This window comes from Hymenobacter canadensis (genome assembly GCF_027359925.1).
GTDB lineage: Bacteria > Bacteroidota > Bacteroidia > Cytophagales > Hymenobacteraceae > Hymenobacter > Hymenobacter canadensis.
On sequence record NZ_CP114767.1, the window covers coordinates 2407853 to 2425895 of the forward strand.

At 56.8% G+C, this 18043-nt stretch carries 11 protein-coding genes; 9 read left to right on the forward strand and 2 right to left on the reverse strand.

All coding sequences use genetic code 11. The features are described 5' to 3' along the window. Positions 1 to 92: 92 nt before the first annotated feature. From O3303_RS10305 to prfB, 7 genes are all read left to right on the forward strand, one after another. The gene (locus O3303_RS10305; protein ID WP_269558335.1) at positions 93 to 950 is read left to right on the forward strand and encodes a lysophospholipid acyltransferase family protein; all 858 of its coding nucleotides are present in this window, start codon (positions 93 to 95) and stop codon (positions 948 to 950) included. Positions 951 to 978: 28 nt separating this feature from the next. Next, entirely contained in the window at positions 979 to 1266 is a 288-nt protein-coding gene (gene gatC, locus O3303_RS10310) for an Asp-tRNA(Asn)/Glu-tRNA(Gln) amidotransferase subunit GatC (protein ID WP_269558336.1), read from the forward strand. Between the two features lie 6 nt (positions 1267 to 1272). After that, positions 1273 to 4335, forward strand: coding sequence for a hypothetical protein (locus O3303_RS10315; RefSeq protein ID WP_269558337.1), 3063 nt, complete (start codon positions 1273 to 1275; stop codon positions 4333 to 4335). Between the two features lie 12 nt (positions 4336 to 4347). Continuing rightward, the gene (locus tag O3303_RS10320) at positions 4348 to 5070 is read left to right on the forward strand and encodes an ABC transporter ATP-binding protein (RefSeq protein ID WP_434086397.1); all 723 of its coding nucleotides are present in this window, start codon (positions 4348 to 4350) and stop codon (positions 5068 to 5070) included. 148 nt (positions 5071 to 5218) lie between these two features. Further along, positions 5219 to 5767, forward strand: coding sequence for a cob(I)yrinic acid a,c-diamide adenosyltransferase (locus O3303_RS10325; protein ID WP_269558338.1), 549 nt, complete (start codon positions 5219 to 5221; stop codon positions 5765 to 5767). 155 nt (positions 5768 to 5922) lie between these two features. Continuing rightward, a complete protein-coding gene (locus O3303_RS10330) occupies positions 5923 to 6987 on the forward strand; it encodes a branched-chain amino acid aminotransferase (protein ID WP_269558339.1) in 1065 nt (354 codons plus the stop codon). 116 nt (positions 6988 to 7103) lie between these two features. Further along, positions 7104 to 8181 (forward strand): peptide chain release factor 2 gene (prfB, locus tag O3303_RS10335; RefSeq protein WP_434086398.1). Its coding sequence is split into 2 segments (ribosomal slippage): positions 7104 to 7154 and positions 7156 to 8181, totalling 1077 coding nucleotides; the frame shifts between segments, so codons are not numbered across the junction. 118 nt (positions 8182 to 8299) lie between these two features. Here the strand turns inward: prfB and O3303_RS10340 are convergent. Together O3303_RS10340 and O3303_RS10345 are read right to left on the reverse strand one after the other, a co-directional pair. After that, positions 8300 to 9730, reverse strand: coding sequence for a RagB/SusD family nutrient uptake outer membrane protein (locus O3303_RS10340; protein WP_269558341.1), 1431 nt, complete (start codon positions 9728 to 9730; stop codon positions 8300 to 8302). A gap of 47 nt (positions 9731 to 9777) precedes the next feature. Further along, a complete protein-coding gene (locus tag O3303_RS10345; RefSeq protein ID WP_269558342.1) occupies positions 9778 to 12765 on the reverse strand; it encodes a SusC/RagA family TonB-linked outer membrane protein in 2988 nt (995 codons plus the stop codon). A 329-nt stretch (positions 12766 to 13094) separates the two neighbouring features. Between O3303_RS10345 and O3303_RS10350 the strand changes: the two genes are divergently transcribed. Both O3303_RS10350 and O3303_RS10355 read left to right on the forward strand, forming a co-directional pair. Then, a complete protein-coding gene (locus O3303_RS10350; RefSeq protein WP_269558343.1) occupies positions 13095 to 16355 on the forward strand; it encodes a SusC/RagA family TonB-linked outer membrane protein in 3261 nt (1086 codons plus the stop codon). Positions 16356 to 16384: 29 nt separating this feature from the next. Further along, positions 16385 to 17767, forward strand: a complete 1383-nt coding sequence (locus O3303_RS10355) for a SusD/RagB family nutrient-binding outer membrane lipoprotein (protein ID WP_269558344.1) — start codon at positions 16385 to 16387, stop codon at positions 17765 to 17767. The last annotated feature ends 276 nt before the right edge of the window (positions 17768 to 18043 follow it).

An 18043-nucleotide genomic window follows, 5' to 3' on the forward strand; every position in this document is an offset into this window, starting at 1 on the left:
TAAGGCGTTGTAACGAGGACTACTCCGGCGTGATAAGGTCCTTCGATCTGCTCAGGATGACAGAACCTACCCAAGTTCCTACCTTTGCAGCTATGCGGCATCTTCTGCGCTATCTTGGTCATCGGCTTTACACCACCTGGGCGACGTTCTGGTTTGTGATGCCGTTTGTGGTTACCTACCCGCTGCAATGGGCCCTGAGCCGGCGACCAAGCGGGCACCGCTACCTGCACAGTCTCAACCGCGGCTGGAGCCGGCTTTTCATCCGGATGTGGGGTATGCCGGTGGAAGTGGTGCGCCACAGCCCACTGCCCGCCGGTCAGCCGTGCGTGTACGTGGCCAATCACAGCTCCTATATCGATATTCCGCTGCTGTTCAGCACCATTCCGGGCTGGCTCAACATCATGGGCAAAGTTTCGCTGGCCCGCGTGCCAGCGTGGGGGCCCATTTTCGGGCGCGCCTACATCACCGTCGACCGCGACAATGCCATGAGCCGGGGCCGGGCCATGGTGCAGGCGCGCCGCTCGCTGGAAGCCGGCCGCTCGGTCGTTATTTTCCCGGAAGGCTCGATTTCCAAGAAGCCCGGCGAGGAGATGGGCGAGTTCAAGGACGGCGCGTTTCAGCTGGCCATTGCGGCCGGTGTGCCGCTGGTACCCGTCACGATGCCACTGAACCACCGCTTCATGCCCGACGTTGGAGGTTTGCGGGTGCGCTACTCGCCGCTGGCCATCACGCTGCACGCGCCTATCTTCACCACCGGCCTCACCGCTGTCGATGCTCCCCGGCTTCGGCAGCAAGCCTACGACACCATCGCCAGCGCCTTCCGCCCCGACGCCCGGGGCATTCCGGAGCCCAGCCACTGGCGCCGGCTTCCGGCGCCGCCGGTGCCGCCAAATGCCAGCCATCCGGCGCAGGCTGCCAAAAACCAGGAATTGGCCTCCACCAATTCTTAATTTTCAATTCTTAATTCTTAATTGATCTGTGAGCACCGACTTAGCCACCCTGCGCCAACTGGCCCATCTTTCCCGCCTCGAACTCGACGAATCCAAGGAGGAGCAGATGCTCGGCGACCTGAACAAGATCCTGAACTGGGTGGACCAGCTCCGCCAGCTCGACACCACCGACGTGGAGCCGCTGGTGCACCTGTCGCACGAAATCAACGTGCTGCGGCCCGATGAGGCGCACAACTCCGTGAGCCACCAGGAAGGCCTGCGCAACGCCCCGCGCAAGGATTCCGATTATTTCCGCGTACCGAAAGTTCTGGAATAGCGTCTGGTGTCGGCCTCTTCTTCTGCTGCCCGCCCCACTTCGGGGCGCGGCGCCCTTTGGCTGCCACTGGCGGCCCTGGCAGCCGTAGCGGTGCTGCTGGCAGTCTACCACTATTTCACCGGCGACGACCTGGCACTGCCCGTGCAGGCCATAGCCCAGCTCAAGCCCGTGCCCACGGTCCTGACGTCGGTAGCGGCGGGCCTAGCCGAGCTGCCGGTGCGCGTCAACGGCTACCTGCTCACCCAAACCCACGACTTAGTGGGGCCCTACGTGCGCCCGGAGGCCGCGTATGGCCTGCTGCTGCTGCTGGCCGGCGCGCTGGTGTACTTTCTGGCGGCGGCCAGCGCGCTGCCGCGCCCCACGTTTGTGGCGGCCATGGCGGGGCTGATTTTCCTGCTGATGTCGCTGAATGCCGACTTGCTGGGCATCTTCGATTCGCAGAAGCAGTATTTCCTGGTGCTGATGCTGGCGGCTTTCGTGCTGCCGGCCTACGCCTTCCACGCTTTCTGGCCGGAAGTACCGCTGGGACGCCGGCTGCTGCTGTTTGCCGGGCTGGTGCTGGCCGTGAGTTTGCTGCTGGTGCAGCGCTCCGAGCTGCCCCTGGATGCCACGGCGCTGCATCTGGCCAGCTTCTTCACCAACGGCGGCGCTATTTTGGTGGCCTTGCTGGTGGTGTGGGTGGCGTTTGAGAATATCAACGGCCTGCTGTGGTTCAACACCCAGGCCGAAAATCCCGCCAGCCGTTTCGGGCTGCTGCCCTTTGTGGCGGCCAGCATGCTGTACGTGGGCATGCTGGGCCTGTACATCTGGAACGACGGCGACCTGCTGCTGCCCGGCCTCCACCTCGACCCGCTGGTGCTGCTGCTGCCGGCCGTGGTTATCGGCTGGCTGGGCCTGCCGCGCCGCGCCGCTGCCGCGGCCGACTGGCTGCCGTACCGGGAAGGCGCCCTCTACCTGTATCCGGTGCTGGTGCTGCTGGCCGCGGCCGCCCTAGGCTACGCCTTTGCTACCGCCAACGACCCGCTGCTGCTGGCCGCGCGCCATTTCACGGCGCTGGTATTGTTTGTGGGCGGGGCCGCCTACCTGCTCTATATCCTCGTGAACTTTGGGCCGCTGATCCGGCAGCGGCTGCGCGTGTACCGGGTGGTGTATGAGCCGCGCCGCTTGCCGCTGTTTGCCGTGTACGTGCTGCTGCTGGGCGGCGTGGGCGCGGTGGAGTTCCGCAACAACTTCGCCACGCTCTACCAGGTGCAGGCCGGCTACTACAACAACCTCGGCGACCTGACCCGCCTGCAAAGTGAGCAGGAGCCTTCCCGCGACGCGCTGGCATTGCTGGCCGAGCGCTACTACGCCGAGAGCGACATTCTGGACGAGCATAACCACAAGGCCAGCCTGGGCCGCGCGGCGCTCTACCGGTTCCGGCTGCAGCGCCAGAACGAAATCAACATCCTGCGCCGGGCCCTCAGCCGCCGGCCCTCTGAAAAGATTTCCCTGCGTCTAGCCGCCCTTTACAACGAGCCCAACGACTTCTTCGACCGGCTGGCAGTGCTGCGCGAGGGCTTGAAAAACGCCCCCACCAGTCCCCGCCTCAATAACGACCTGGCGCACCTCTACTCCCGCTCCACCCTCTCCGACTCGGTGAACTGGTACCTCAACCGGGCCGAAGCCGCCGACCCGGGCAGCCCGGTGGTACGTACCAACCGCCTGGCCTTCCTACTGCAGAACGCACAGTTCGCGGATGCCGCTAAACTGGTGCAGGAAGCCAAGCCCACAGATGACGCCGCCTGGCAAAGCAACGTGCTGCTGCTGGCCCAACAGTCACTGCGCGCTACGGTGGCCCTGCCCGCGGTGCCCGCTCCCGCCCCCGCTGCCAACCTGACGGTATCGGAGTTTGCGCGCCTCTACCATGCCGCCTTGTGGAAAGTGCAGCAGGCCGATACCAGCTACCTGTCGACCCTCACGCAGCTGGTCCAGCGCCCCAGCAACACCGACTACTTCGAGCAGCTGACGTTCCTTCGGGGCCTCACGCAGCATTATGGCGGCCAGCCTGTGCCAGCCCGCACCACGCTGGCACCGCTGCTGGCTGGCAACACACCCAGCGCCGCTTATTACCAGAATCTGGAAGCGCTGTGGCTACTAGAGCAGCGCGCCTACAGCTCGGCAGCCGCCACCTTCGCCGCCGCCGGCCGCAACGGCTACCCCGAAGCTCAGCTACACCGCGCATACGCTTTAGCCCTGAACCAGCAGCCGGACTCGGCGCGGGCCGCCGCCGCCGCCATACTGGCGCAGCCCGATACCGCCTTGCAACGTCCGGCCCGGCAGCTGCAGCAGTTGCTTTCCCTCACCTATCCGCAGACGTATACTGCGGCTCCGGCGGCTACTCAGGCACAGTATCTGGCATTGCTGGGCTACATGCTGCCCCCGGCGGAAATGCTGCCCGCAGCTGAACGCCTGCCTGAAGGCAAGTTGCGCGAAACTGCGCTGCTGGCCCAGATGCCCCGTGCTTTGCAGGCCGACCAGCTAGCCGCTGCCGCGCAGGCGGTGGCTCGTTTTGCCCCGGCCCCAACCCAGCAAACCCCGGAAGCTTCTGAGTGGGACGTAGTGCGCGGCGACCTGCTGCTGCGCCAGCAGAATACGGCCGGCCTGCGCCAGCTGGTAGCCAGCGGCTACTTCGCGGCCTTGCACCAGCCCTACCGCCTCTCCTATCAGGCTGCGTTGGCTGACAAAGCCGGCCAGACCAAGCAAGCTGGCCAGCTCTACCGCCGCCTGCTGCAGGAAGCCCCCTTCCTGGAGTCGGGCGTATTGGCGGCAGCAAAGTTTTATTCGCGGCAAAAAGATTATTTGGGCGCTTACGGCGCGCTGCAAGCAGCCCTGGAGTATAACCCGGAGTCAGTTCCGCTGTTGAAGGCCTATGCGCTGGCGGCCATTCCGGCCGGCCTGGCCGAATACGCCACCACTTCGCTCGCCAAACTGCGGCCGTTGCTTTCCCCCGACGAATATGCTACCTTTCGTATACTGTACGACGCCCGCCTTGCCGCTCAGGCAGCGGCGGTTGCTCCCTGGAACTAACCCGGCCCGGCTATGCTGAACCCCGTTATCGACACCCACGACATCTCGAAGATGTATCGGATGGGCACCGAGGAAATCCATGCCCTGCGCTCGGTTACCATCACCATTCAGCGCGGTGAGTATGTCGCCTTCATGGGGCCTTCCGGCTCCGGCAAGTCCACGCTCATGAACATTGTCGGCTGCCTCGATACCCCCACGGGCGGGCAGTACATCCTCAATGGCAAGGACGTGAGCCACATGAGCGACAACCAACTGGCCGACGTGCGCAACAAGGAAATCGGCTTCGTTTTCCAGACCTTCAACCTGCTGCCCCGCGCTACCTCCCTCGATAATGTGGCTTTGCCGCTCATCTACGCCGGATATAGCAAGTCTGACCGCGAGGAAAAGGCCATGCAGGCGCTGCGTAGCGTAGGCCTGGCTGATCGGGCCAAGCACCGCCCCAACGAGCTGAGCGGCGGCCAGCGCCAGCGCGTAGCCATTGCCCGCGCCCTCGTCAACGACCCCAGCATTATCCTAGCCGACGAACCCACCGGCAACCTCGACACCAAGACCAGCCACGAAATCATGGACCTGTTCGAGGCCCTCTACGTGAAAGGCAACACCATCATCATGGTAACTCACGAAGAGGACATTGCCCGCTACGCCCACCGCATCGTGCGCCTGCGCGACGGCCTCGTGGAGTCGGACATGGAGAACACCGATGTGGCCACTCACCACGTGGAGATTGCCAAGTAAAACCTAGTATTTTTGTCGAGAGCAAGGCCTTTTCGCAGGTTGCCTGTTATCCCTTCAACAAGGAACAAGCGCTGCTGAAAGGCCTTCTTTACTTTCGACCGAAATCCGCGCCGGCCTGCCCACCAGCGCACTTCCCCGAATTGGCTTCATGAAAATATATACCAAAACCGGCGACCAAGGCCTGACCTCGCTTATCGGAGGAACCCGGGTGCCCAAGTCCAGCCTCCGCATCGACTGCTACGGCACCGTGGATGAGCTGAACTCCTACATCGGCCTGCTCCGCGACCAGGACGTGAATGCCGCCCGCCGCGACCTGCTCAAGGAAATCCAGGACCGCCTGTTCACCATCGGCTCGTCGCTGGCCTCCGACCCCGAGAAATCGAAGATGAAGATTCCGGACCTGCATGAGGCCGATGTAACGCTGCTGGAATCCGAAATGGACGCCATGAACGCCAACCTGCCTGAGCTGCGGGTGTTCATTCTGCCCGGTGGGCACCAGTCGGTGTCGTTTGCGCACGTAGCGCGCTGCGTATGCCGCCGCGCCGAGCGGCTCGTGATTCACCTCCGTGAAGACTCCTTCGTAGCCGACTTGGTGGTGATGTACCTCAACCGCCTCTCCGACTATCTATTCGTGCTGAGCCGCCAGATGAGCCATGACCTTGGCGCCGAAGAAGTTAGCTGGAAGCCGCGCATGTAGCCGCGGGTAGTTGCGCCTTTCCACCATCTTTGGTGCAACTTCCGGCCATGCGGCCCGTCTTGGCAACTACTCCCTTACTGCTTTCGTTTTCAAGTACCACGCCCCGCTTACCTGCCCAAATTCCCCCATCCCCCTCCCTTTACCCTCCCTTTTCCATGCTCGAAACCCTCACCATCCGGACCCAGCGTACTACGGCCTCGCGCCTCGAACACCTGGACCCCGAACATATTGAGTTCGGCAAAATCTTCTCCGATCATATGTTCGTGGTAGACTACCGCGACGGCGAATGGCAGGAGCCCCAGCTGCTGCCCTACGGCGACATGACGGTGAGCCCCGCCAACTCGGCCCTGCACTACGGGCAGGCCATTTTCGAGGGTATGAAAGCCTACAAAAATGCCGACGGCGACATTGCGCTGTTCCGCCCGCTTGACAACGTGCACCGCCTCAACGCCTCGGCCGAGCGCATGTGCATGCCTGCCGTGCCCGAGGAGCTGTTCATGCAGGGCCTCACCCAACTCATCCGCCTCGATTCCGAGTGGGTGCCCAATTCGTCGGGCAGCGCCCTCTACATCCGGCCGTTCATGTACGCCACCGACGGCTTCATCGGCGTGCGCCCTTCCGAGTCGTACCGTTTCGTCATCTTCACTTGCCCCGTCGGCCTCTACTACAATAAGCCGCTGCGCGTGCGCTTCGAGGAGAAATACGTGCGCTCCGCCGAAGGTGGCGCAGGCTTCGCCAAGAATGCCGGCAACTACGGCGCGGCTATGTATCCCACCAAGCTTGCCCAGCAGGAAGGCTACAACCAGCTTATCTGGACCGATGCCTCCGAGCACCGCTACGTAGAGGAATCGGGCACCATGAACGCCATCTTCGTCATCGATGGCAAGCTGGTGACCCCGGCCCTGAGCAGCTCCATCCTCGACGGCATCACGCGCCGCAGCGTGCTGCAGCTGGCCCGCGACTGGGGGATGCAGGTAGAAGAGCGTAAAGTGTCTGCGGTAGAGGTGATGCAGGCGCTGGCAGACGGCAAGCTGGAGGAAGCCTTCGGGGTAGGCACCGCCGCCACCATTGCCCCTATCGCCGTAATCGGCTACCAAGGCCACGACCACGAACTGCCCAAGCCCGCTGCCGATGCCTTCTCACTGCGCGTCAGTGATGCCCTGCAAGCTATCCGGACCGGCCAGGCTGCCGATACGCACGGCTGGATGGTAGCCGTGTAACTCAGCAGCTTTTTGCAGAAACCATTCCTGCTTCAAACGGCCAGCTTCCTACCAGAGGCTGGCCGTTTAATTTTACAGACCTTTACGCATTCAACTCTCACCATTTAACCTTTCCAATGACCCACGACCAGGTAAAGGAATTGAAGGGCCGCGCCGAGGCCCTGAGGAGGTATCTTTGACTACGATAACCGCAAAACCCAAGTCCTAGCCACTGAGGCCCAGGCCGCCGCCCCCGACTTCTGGGAGGATTCCAAAAAGGCAGAATCCATCCTGCGCGACATCAAGTCCGTGAAAGTCTGGACCGATGATTACGAGGCCGTGGAGCAATCCGTCAGCAACGTGGAGGTACTCTATGACTTCTACCGCGAAGGAGAAGCCACGGAAGCCGAAATGGCGCAGGAGTTCACCGCCGCGCAGAAGTCTGTCGAGCAGTTGGAGTTCAAGCGCATGCTTTCCGATGAAGAAGATCAGCTTTCCGCCGTCATCGACATCAACCCCGGCGCCGGCGGCACCGAAAGCCAGGATTGGGCCGAGATGCTCATGCGCATGTACATCATGTGGGGCGAAAAGCACGGCTTCACGGTGCGCCAACTCAGCTACCAGCCCGGCGAGGGCGCCGGCATCAAGTCGGCTTCGCTGGAAATCGACGGCCCCTTCGCCTACGGCTACCTCAAAAGCGAGATTGGTGTCCATCGCCTCGTGCGCATGTCGCCCTTCGACAGCAGCGGCCGGCGGCACACATCCTTTGCCTCCATCTTCGCCTACCCGGTGATTGACGACACCATCAAAATCGAAATAAACCCCGCCGATATCAGCTGGGACACGTTTCGGGCAGGTGGTGCCGGTGGACAGAACGTGAACAAGGTAGAAACTGCCGTGCGCCTCACGCACGCGCCCTCCGGCATCATCATCGCCGTGCAGATCGAGCGGAGCCAGCTCATGAATAAAGAGCATGCCCTGCGCATGCTCAAGTCGCGCCTCTACCAAATCGAAATGGACAAGCGCAATGCTGCCCGCGACGTAGTGGAAGCCGGCAAGAAGCGCATCGATTTTGGCTCGCAGATTCGCAACTACGTGCTCCATCCCTACAAGCTCATCAAGGACCTGCGCACCGGCATCGAGCGCACCGACGTGCAGAACGTGCTGGATGGCGACTTAGACGAATACATCCGCGGCTATTTGATGGCGAACTAAGATCAAAGGATATTTCTGACATCTTAGCCTCCTATTGCAAGACCCTATCTCGGATAACGCATAAAAAAAGGGCAGCCAATGTGGCTGCCCTTTCTTGTACTAGCCGTCAGATGACGGTTTATGGATTAGCGTTGTCCCACGCAATTTCAGCAAACGGGATAGGCAGCTGACGTACAATAGTAGTCTGCAAACCAGTGCTGGATACCTCTGGCAAGGTAGAACCAGGAGCATTCAGACGAGAAAACTGATCCAGACGACGCAGGTCAACCCAGCGCTGTCCTTCAAAGAACAACGAATAGCGACGCTGGTACAGGATTTCATCCAGAATGTCAGCTACTGGAGACGCTGCTGTGAGAGGAGTTGGGCGTGACGCGCTATAAGCGGTACCAACTGAATTCACTTCCGTTACAGCCGTAGCAATAGCGCCGGTGCGCAGGTGAGCTTCAGCCGACAGCAGTACCAGTTCCTCTTTTTTGATAACTGGAATTGGCGACGTGTTCGTAGGATAAAGTACTACGTCATCCGAGCTGGTAAAGCCCTGGCGAGGTGGTGAGAGCGGACCCGTGCGAGCAGCAATTTTGCTGATACGCGTGTCCGTGGCCCGAATGTCACGACGGAAAGAAGGGTGCGCAACCGTTACAACCGAGCCAGTGAAGTTACGAGCCTGAAAGAGAGGGTTAATTACGTCTGGCGACGTACCACCGTAGTTGAAGCGCGGACCGATGGTCAAAGCACCAGCATCGTTAATGAAGCTGCCAGCCAGAGCAGTCAGCACTTCATTGTAATTGCCACCAGTGCGCGAAGCCCGGCGAATGGCCAAACGAGCAGCCAACGCACGGTTGAATTTCAGGAAACCAGCACTCGTGTTATAGGCTCCACCAGCCAATCCGGTAGCAAAGCCATTGGGAGCGATAAAAGGCAACTCAGTACCTGCAGCAGCAAGGTCAGCAGCACCGCCGTCAAGCAGCGTTTTGATGGCGGTTAATACTTCGTCATAAGGACGAATTTTACCTGGACGCTGCTCATCAGTAACGTCAATACGCAAGCCATTCTCATACTGCATATCCGACAGCACTAGCATAGCATAGGCCTCTGCCGTCTTGGCCAAACCCAGATAGCCATTGCGCTGCTCCGCAGTGATGGACTGTGTATTCTGGGCTGAGGCAGCTAGAATACGAGCCGTACGGCGCGAAGAAGAGTAAGTGGTGAAATAACGGCCGCTCAGGAAGTTATTGTTGTCGAAACCAGCGGTACCAATACCGAGAAGGTTGGTTGCATATCTGGCATCAGAACCAGCCAGCACATATACCTCCCGGCCTATTGCTCCCGTAATCTGGTGGTACCATACGATACCGTCCACGTTGGTACGCATGTCCGAGAAAGTACCGGCTGCCAAATAGTCCAATTGTTGTTTGGTGGCATTGTTCAGTACAGAGACGAGAGTAGGCTGGTTAGGATCTTCCAGCTTCTCCACATCAAAATAGCCACACCCGGAAACGGTAGCCATTACACCGCCCATTAGCAGTGCTTTAATAAACATTTTATTCATGATGACAAGTCGAATGTTGGGATGAAAAGCGCTTGAAAAACAGCCGCTTAGAAGTCAAAGTTCAAGTGCAGGAACATCCGACGTGCGCTTGGGAAAGAGTACAGATCCTGGTTGCCACCAACTGGACGGCTACCGAAGTTAGACACCTCTGGATCGAAGCCTCCTTTGTAAGGAGTCACCACCAACAGGTTATTACCTGATACCCCAACTTTGATGCGCTGTACCGATTTGCCAAGCGTAGCACCCAACTGATCTTTGCTGAAGGTATAGTACAGCGAAACTTCACGCAGTTTCATGTAGCTAGCGTCCTGAATGTAGTTGGACGATTGCCCCGACAGCGGGCCGTTGAAGCGCTCATAACCCAACGTACTGTTTACTACGTTGCCATCTTCGTCCGTGTAGGTGTATGGGTCGCTGTAGTCTGGCGAGGTACCTCCCTGGTCGTAGGCATTCTGGGTAAGCGTGCTGTTATAGCCACCCTGCTTAACATGAATCAGGAAGGAGAAGTCGATTTTCTTCAGAAAAGTAAAATCATTGGCGAACGTTACCTGGTACTTAGGCTGCGACTCCTGGTAAGCGGTTGGAATACCATCCACAAGCGGGTTACCGAACCAGCGCGTTGGCGACTCGCCCAGCTTCAGGAAGTTCTGACCATATAGCGAAGCGAAACCCGGCCCTGCTGATTGCGTTGGCACAATCAGACGGGTTACCTCCGAACGGTTAAACCAGAACTGAGTCTGTTGGTGATAACGGAAATTTGGCTGATCAACTGCCAGAACGCCCAAGCCAAGTTCAATACCTTTGTTGACAAGGTCGCCAACTGGGAAGGCTGACACATTGAGGACACCTGTAGAAGGAGCCAAAGTATAAGTGAACAGCAGGTCGGTTACTTTCTTGCGATAGACAGTAGCCTCAAGCGTGAGCTTGTTGTTCAAGAAGGCAAGATCCACACCTCCTTCGAGCTCAGCAGCACGCTCAGGAGAAACTCGATCGTTACCGATAGTAGTAGAGTTCCGCAGACCCAGACGGGTGTCAATTACCACCGAGTTAAGCGGAGTAAAGTAGGAACCGAACTGAGGCACACCACCCGTTTCGCCGTAAGCAGCGCGCAGCTTGAATTGGTTTACTTGATCCTTGGCAGGCCAGAAATCGAAGTTAGCAACGTTCAAGGCCAGCGAGGCATGCGGGAAGAAGTAGAGCTTGCTAGGGTCAGCGTTCAGATTGCTCTGGTCAGCACGCAAGCCAACAGTACCTACAATCTGGTCATTGAAGTTGATTTCCTCCTGAGCAGAGTAACCCAAGTCGACGCTGGACTGGAAAGCCTGCGACAGGGTCTGGCGGTTGGCTCGTGCTGGGTTCTTCAGCTTTGGCTGCAAGCCCTCACCTTGTACAAAGTCAACGTTCAGGTCCTGCGAGAAGCGCGTAGTACCCAGCGAGGTAGTGAAGCCCAGTTTGCTGACTTGCAACGTGTGGATCAACAAAGCCTGCAGGTTGGTGTTGAGCTGCTTGTTCTTAGAGTAACGCGAGGCACCTGGGTTAGCCAAGCCAGACTGCGACTGCAGATCTTCGGGCAGGTACAGTTCGGCATCCGTCAGCGCGAAGTCTACACCACCCGAAGCGGCCAGACGGAGCGTGCTGTTGTCGTTGCGGAAGAAGTAGAGGTTCGAGGTGAACGACTGCAGGAAGCGGTTGGTCTTCTCGTTGTTTATACCCCGGTCACGCAGAGCCAGCGGGTTTTCACCAGCGTATGGGTTGCGTGGATATACCCCGTTAACAGGGAACAGGTCGGCGTAGCTTGGGGTAACGGCTACCAGGTAAGGAACCGTGGCGTCCGTGTTGGCATTGTTTGAGAAGCCGCGCTGGTTGCTCGAATTAACATAGTTCGAGTTCAGGCTGAAATCCCAGTTCTTCGTGATATCCGTGCTTACGTTGGCCCGAACGCTATTGCGCTGGAAGCCCAGCTTCTTCTGGATAGCACCTTCGTCCGTGCGAGAGCCCGACACGAAGAAGCGCACCCGCTCGCCACCGCCAGACACGTTTACGCTGGTGTTCGAGAGGAAACCGGTGTTACCGAACAGTTCGTCTTCGTAGTCGTAGATTTTGCCGGAAGCGTTTGCTGCCGCCAATGCCGCTTTTTCGTCAGCATCACCACCGAAAACCTGATCGATCTTCGCGTCGGTAAAATCAGATTTGCCGAATTTGCGTAGAATCGTGGTAACACCGAAGTCCTGACGAACACTGATCTTGGTCTGACCAATCTTGCCTTTTTTAGTGGTGATAATGATTACACCAGCGTTAGCGCGCTGACCGTAGATGGCGGCAGCGGAAGAACCTTTCAGTACTTCGATGTTCTCAATATCATCTGGGTTAAGGTCAGACAGACGGTTAGTGGCACCATCCTGACGGCCGCCGCCTGCGTTGCTAAAAGGTCCGGCAGCCCGGCCAGAGTCGTACGAGTTGTTGTTGGCATATACACCATCAACGATGTACAGTGGTTCCGACGAGCCATTGATGGACGATGGACCACGCAGCTGAACCGAGAAGCCTCCACCAGGAGCACCGCTGTTCTGCGAGATAACGGCACCTGATAGTTTGCCATACATGGCACCATCTACTGTGGATGGACGCGTACGGCCAATCAGTTCAGCACCGGAAATGGTAGCAACGTTGTTAGCGAGGTTAGCACGAGCCACGCTCGTACCCAGACCCGTTACAACAACTTCACCAAGGTCACGAGCAGAGGCAGACAGATCAGCGTTGATGCTGGATGCGTCTCCAATCGGCTTATCAATTGTAGCGTAGCCAATAAAGCTAAAGCTGAGCGTAGTGGCCGTAGCCGGCACATTCAGCGAATATGATCCATCGGCATTGGTAGAAGCTCCTACCGTAGTTCCCTTCACGAGAACGGTTACACCAGGCAATCCCTGCCCGGTAGCTGAGTCAGTGACTCGGCCGGAAATGCTGCGATTCTGGGCCGCTGCCTGCTGCATCAGGACTGGCGACACCATCAGCGCACTTAGGAGAAGTTTACGCATGTAGGTGAGTGAGTTTGGGTGAGTGAAATTTGAGGTATGTGAAAGGTTTGGGCCAAACGTAGCGAAAAAACCTCAATGGGCGTAGCCCGCGCGCGTGATTTTTTGCATTGCGAAGATTGCAAAGTTTGTGAACAGGAATTATTCATATGCCCCTGACAAGCGCATATTCAATAGAATAAATTTAAAATATCTCCTTTTCAACTTGTCTACTACTCGCTGTACATATTTTCATTATTTTCCACCCTGTTTTTCATTTTCTCATTTTTCCCGCTCACATGAAGAGACATTTACTACTAGTTACTCTCCTCACTTCCGTTACCCTGCAGCATGTGGAAGCACAGGTCAGAACTATTTCTGGCCAGGTTACCGACCAGACGAATGGACAGGGATTGCCGGGGGTAACAGTTCTGGCTAAGGGCACTAATATTGGTACTTCAACGAATGCTGAGGGCCGCTTTTCGCTGGAAGTACCAGCATCTTCTAGTACCTTATCATTCAGCTTTGTAGGCTACACGACGGTAGAGCGTTCCGTTAGTGGTGGCACTGTTAATGTTAGTCTGGAAACGGACGCCAAGCAGCTGAGCGAAGTGGTTGTTTCGGCGCTGGGTATCAAAGAAAATAAGGATGAGCTTGGCACCGCTACTTCGCGTGTAAGCGGGGCGGCCGTCACTCAGTCTGGCGAAACGAGTGTTATTACGGGTTTATCGGGCAAATCTTCCGGCCTGTCCATCACACGGGCCAACGGTGACCCTGGCGCGGGTGCCTACATCCAGATCCGGGGGCAAAACACCATCTATGGCGAAACGCAGCCATTGATTGTCATCGACGGGGTGCCGGTATACAACACCTCTTCAGGAGTTGGCTCGCAAGGCACCTCCACAGCCGGCGTGGCCCAGCAGTCGCGCCTCAATGACATCAACCCCAATGATATTGCTTCAGTACAGGTCCTGAAAGGAGCAGCTGCGGCCGCACTTTGGGGCTCAAGAGCCTCCAATGGCGTTATTGTCATTACCACCAAGCGGGGCAGCACCGATGCCGGCAAGCTCAGTGTTACGTACGGCGCTACGTATTCCATTGACCGGGTTTCTTACAAGCACGATCTGCAGGACACGTATGGCCAAGGCAGCAACGGCAATGCTACTACCGTTAACTCCGGGCAGATTGATGCGGGCTACACCTGGGGTGACAGAATTGCCAGTCGCAGTGGTGCGCCTGATGATGTAAACCGTAACTCGCCTAGCTACTTTGTGGCTCCAAATGGGAACGTATACTATCCCATCGTTCGCAAAAACAGCCGGGAAAACTACTTGCAGAAAAACTTTGATGGCGTCTTCCACACGGGCAGCTTCCTTGAAAACAACCTGAGCCTGAGCGCCGGCAACCGCGAAAGCAACATATTCGTGAGCCTGTCAGATCTGAATCAGAAAGGTATCATCCGCTACAACTCCGACTATCATCGCTCTACTGCGCGCATCAATGCGGAGAAGCGCTTCAATAAGGTGGTTCGGCTGGCCGGAACTTCTACGTATAGCCGGGTAACATCCAACCGGATTCAGCAAGGCTCCAACACTTCCGGCCTCTATTTAGGCCTGCTGCGCACATCGCCCGACTTTGACCAGTCTGATTATATCGGCACGTATTTCAGCCCGACGGAAGTAGGCGTTAACCGGCAACGCTCTTACCGCAACCAAATCGGACAGCGCCAGAACCCGGGCTACAACAATGCCCTCTGGACTATTCAGGAGCAGAAAAACCCTAACGTGGTTGACCGTTTCATCGGCTCCTCTGAAATTGGCTTGGATCCGCTACCCTGGCTGAGCATTACGGCCCGCTTTGGGGCCGACTTCTATTCCGAAAATCGGCGTGACCTCTACCCGATTAACTCTGCCGAAAATGATGGACTGGGGTCGGCTACCGAGGAAAACTATACGGAAACCCAACTCAATAGTGATGTTTTCGCACGGGCCTCGCATACTTTCAGCGAGAAGCTGAGCGGCACGTTGCTGGTAGGTACCAACTTCAACCAGCGCACCGACTACAACTACGGCGCTACTTACGGCCGCTTCATCCTGGATGTGAGGGACCTGAGCTTCTTCGGCAATGCGTCGCTGGCCAACACACAATCCTTTGATTATGAGACAAAAAGACGCAACTCTGCCGCCTATAGCACCATCAACCTTGTCTACAACGAGCAGCTGTTTTTGAATGCCAGTGGCCGCCTGGAGAACTCCTCCACGTTTGGTCCCGACACTCGTAGCCTCTTCTTCTACCCCTCAGTTGACTTGGCCTGGCAGTTTTCCAAGCTGCCTTTTCTCGCTGACAACTCTATACTCAGCTTCGGTAAGTTTCGGGCTGCATACGGCCGCGTTGGCCTGGAGCCGCCACTATATATAGTGCGCGACACTTATTCAACTGCGGGCAGTGGCGACAGCTACGGCGTAGTAGCTAACCCTGCTTCATACGATGGTTCTTTCTCCCGTACATCAGTCCGTGGCAATTCTCAGCTAAAGCCTGAGCGGAAGGACGAGTTGGAAGGCGGTATTGATCTGCGCTTCCTGCAGGACCGGATTACGCTGGGTGCTACATATTACCGCAATCTTAACTCCGATGTTATTATCACGCGGCCAACGCCACCTTCCTCTGGCTATACCTCTGAGTGGGCCAACGCTGCTCAGATCCGTAACAAGGGCATCGAAATTGACTTGAATGCAGATATTCTGAAACTGGGAGATTTCACTTGGAATGTAGGCGGCAACTGGACCCGCAACCGCAACAAAGTGCTGAGTGTAGCAGGGGCTGAGTCACTATTTCTGGCTGGCTTCGTCGGCACTTCTGCCCGGGTTGTAGAAGGGTATCCCTTCAGCGCCCTCTGGGGTGGACGATATGACCGGGATGATGCCGGCAATATTCGGGTAGGTGATAACGGCTTTCCTGTGGCGGCAGCAACAGAAGGTGTTATCGGAGATCCAAACCCAGATTGGCGCTCGGGCCTGAACACTTCCCTGAGCTACAAAGGCCTACGCTTGTATGCACTTGTAGAACGGCAACAGGGTGGCGACATCTGGGCTGGCACCGAGAGCATCCTGCGAAATTTTGGGGTGTCCAAATTCACGGATGTACAAACCACGCTAACGGCAGAAGAAGCACGCAGCACCCGCGTATTTAGCGGGGCCACTGCTGCCGCCTTCTACGCAAATACCCCTAACACCAACACCGATGGTTCTGTGACCTTCCGTGGGAGCGTTGGAAATTTTGGAGCTGGGCCAGTTGCACTCAACGAAGCCTGGTACCGCAACACAGGTGGTGGCTTCGGCAACCTGAGCGAGCAGTTTATCCAAGATGCTACATGGATGCGCCTGCGTGAATTGACGCTGGGTTACACTCTGAACTCAGAAGGCTTCCGCAAATTCACTAAGCTTAGCAATGTTGAGTTCACGCTGACAGGCCGCAACCTGGTTCTCTGGACCAAGGAATTCAAAGGCGTAGATCCGGAAACCAACCTTACCGGCCAGAGCGCTGGCCGGGGCTTGGAGTATTTCAACAACCCTGGCACCCGCTCCTTCCTGGTTAGCCTGCGTCTTACCTACTAGTGTTTGCTTTCCTCCTGCATTTCGTTGTCATGAAAATAAAATTCAACCATACCTTCTTATTGTTTCTGGGCCTGTCGTTAGGCTCTTGCCAAGACTTCGTGGACGATTTGGACGTCGATCCAAACCAACCGCCATCAGCCGATGCGCAGAATATGCTACAAGGCATTGAGCTAGCTGACGCCGTTATTCACGAAGGCGAAGCCGCCCGTATCTCCTCGATGTGGACGGCCCAGTTTACCGGTGCCAACCAGCAATACACGAGCATTAACCGCTACGATGTCACGGCTGGCAATTTCGATAACATGTGGTCTACAATGTATGTAGATGTGGCCACGCAGAGCCGTATTGCGGCAGCCCGGGCGCTACAGGAGCAGAACCCTCGCCTGTCAGGAATTCTGCAGGTTTTAGAGGCCCATACCTTAGGCACGGCTACCAGCCTTTTTGGTGATATTCCTTTCAGCCAAGTAAATGACCGGCTCAACTTCCCAAACCCCGTATACGACCCGCAGGCGCAGGTATATGTGGCACTGCAACAAGAGCTAGACGAGGCTATTGCTAAAATCAACACAACGGGCGGTGCGCCACGTGACCTATTTTACCAAGGCAACGCGACGAAGTGGGTTGCAGCAGCCTATACGCTCAAGGCGCGCTATTACCTGCATACCAAACAGTATGATCTGGCACGCCAAGCAGCCCTCAACGGGATAAGCGCACCGGCCAACGATTGGATAGTGCCACACAAAGAGTCGGATGGGGCCGAAAACTTCTATTACCAGTTCAACTCTCAGCGGGTAAGCTACCTGACTGGAACTGACTCATATGCTGCTCGCCTGCTGGATCCGGCGCGGCCCGGTAACAGGAACCGCAACAACACCAAAACAGATGAGTCGGCGCGTTTCAACTTTTTCTTTAATGCGTCCAGCACAGCTGGCAATCTGGATGACTACCAACTGTTGGCCAACTCAGGCTTTGCAGATCCGGCAGAGGATTTTCCCATCCTTACGTATTCCGAAAACCAGTTGATCCTGGCAGAAGCGTACGCCCGCGCAGGCAATCTGGCAAGTGCCCTCACAGCGCTTAATGCCCATCGCTCGGCATTGAGCACCAAGTACCCCGGCGGCCGTTATGATGCTTATACGCTAGCAGATATTCCGGGTGGAGCCACAGCAGCCAACATGCTCAATGAGATTTTGACTGAACGATACGTAAGTTTTATTGGGCAAATAGAGCCTTTCAATGACCTGCGGCGCACAAATAATGCTATTGGGCTGCCCAACAAGCGGCAGTTGCCGGGAGCTCCTACTCCCGCATTTCCACAACGGTTCCTGTATTCGCAGTCCGAGGTGAACTCCAATGTCAATACGCCAAACCCACTGCCGGATTTGTTCTCAAAAACTACAGTAAATCAGTAATAAATTGATTGGCGCACCAGACCTGAACTAAGTCTAGCGTCTTCAACAAAACACTCAAGGAGTTCTGGTCCATTAGACTAGAACTCCTTTTTTGTGAAAGAAGCCTCACAATGCCTGATCTTGTTATACCACTTGTCCTAAATTCTTTAGATGCTTACTTCACTATTGAGTAGACTAAGACCATCTATCTTTAAAATCATATTTGTGATTTATTTTATTATATTTACTATGAATATTAAAAAGTAAATATTCTCTTTTAAGCAGCGAATATTCTCT

What these genes read in the sequence shown, in the direction of transcription:
- O3303_RS10305 (WP_269558335.1), top strand. Translation starts at nt 93, where the DNA reads ATGCGGCATCTTCTGCGCTATCTTGGTCATCGGCTTTACACCACCTGG.
- O3303_RS10320 (WP_434086397.1), top strand. Translation starts at nt 4,348, where the DNA reads ATGCTGAACCCCGTTATCGACACCCACGACATCTCGAAGATGTATCGG.
- O3303_RS10325 (WP_269558338.1), top strand. Translation starts at nt 5,219, where the DNA reads ATGAAAATATATACCAAAACCGGCGACCAAGGCCTGACCTCGCTTATC.
- O3303_RS10330 (WP_269558339.1), top strand. Translation starts at nt 5,923, where the DNA reads ATGCTCGAAACCCTCACCATCCGGACCCAGCGTACTACGGCCTCGCGC.
- O3303_RS10340 (WP_269558341.1), bottom strand. Translation starts at nt 9,730, where the DNA reads ATGAATAAAATGTTTATTAAAGCACTGCTAATGGGCGGTGTAATGGCT.
- O3303_RS10345 (WP_269558342.1), bottom strand. Translation starts at nt 12,765, where the DNA reads ATGCGTAAACTTCTCCTAAGTGCGCTGATGGTGTCGCCAGTCCTGATG.
- O3303_RS10355 (WP_269558344.1), top strand. Translation starts at nt 16,385, where the DNA reads ATGAAAATAAAATTCAACCATACCTTCTTATTGTTTCTGGGCCTGTCG.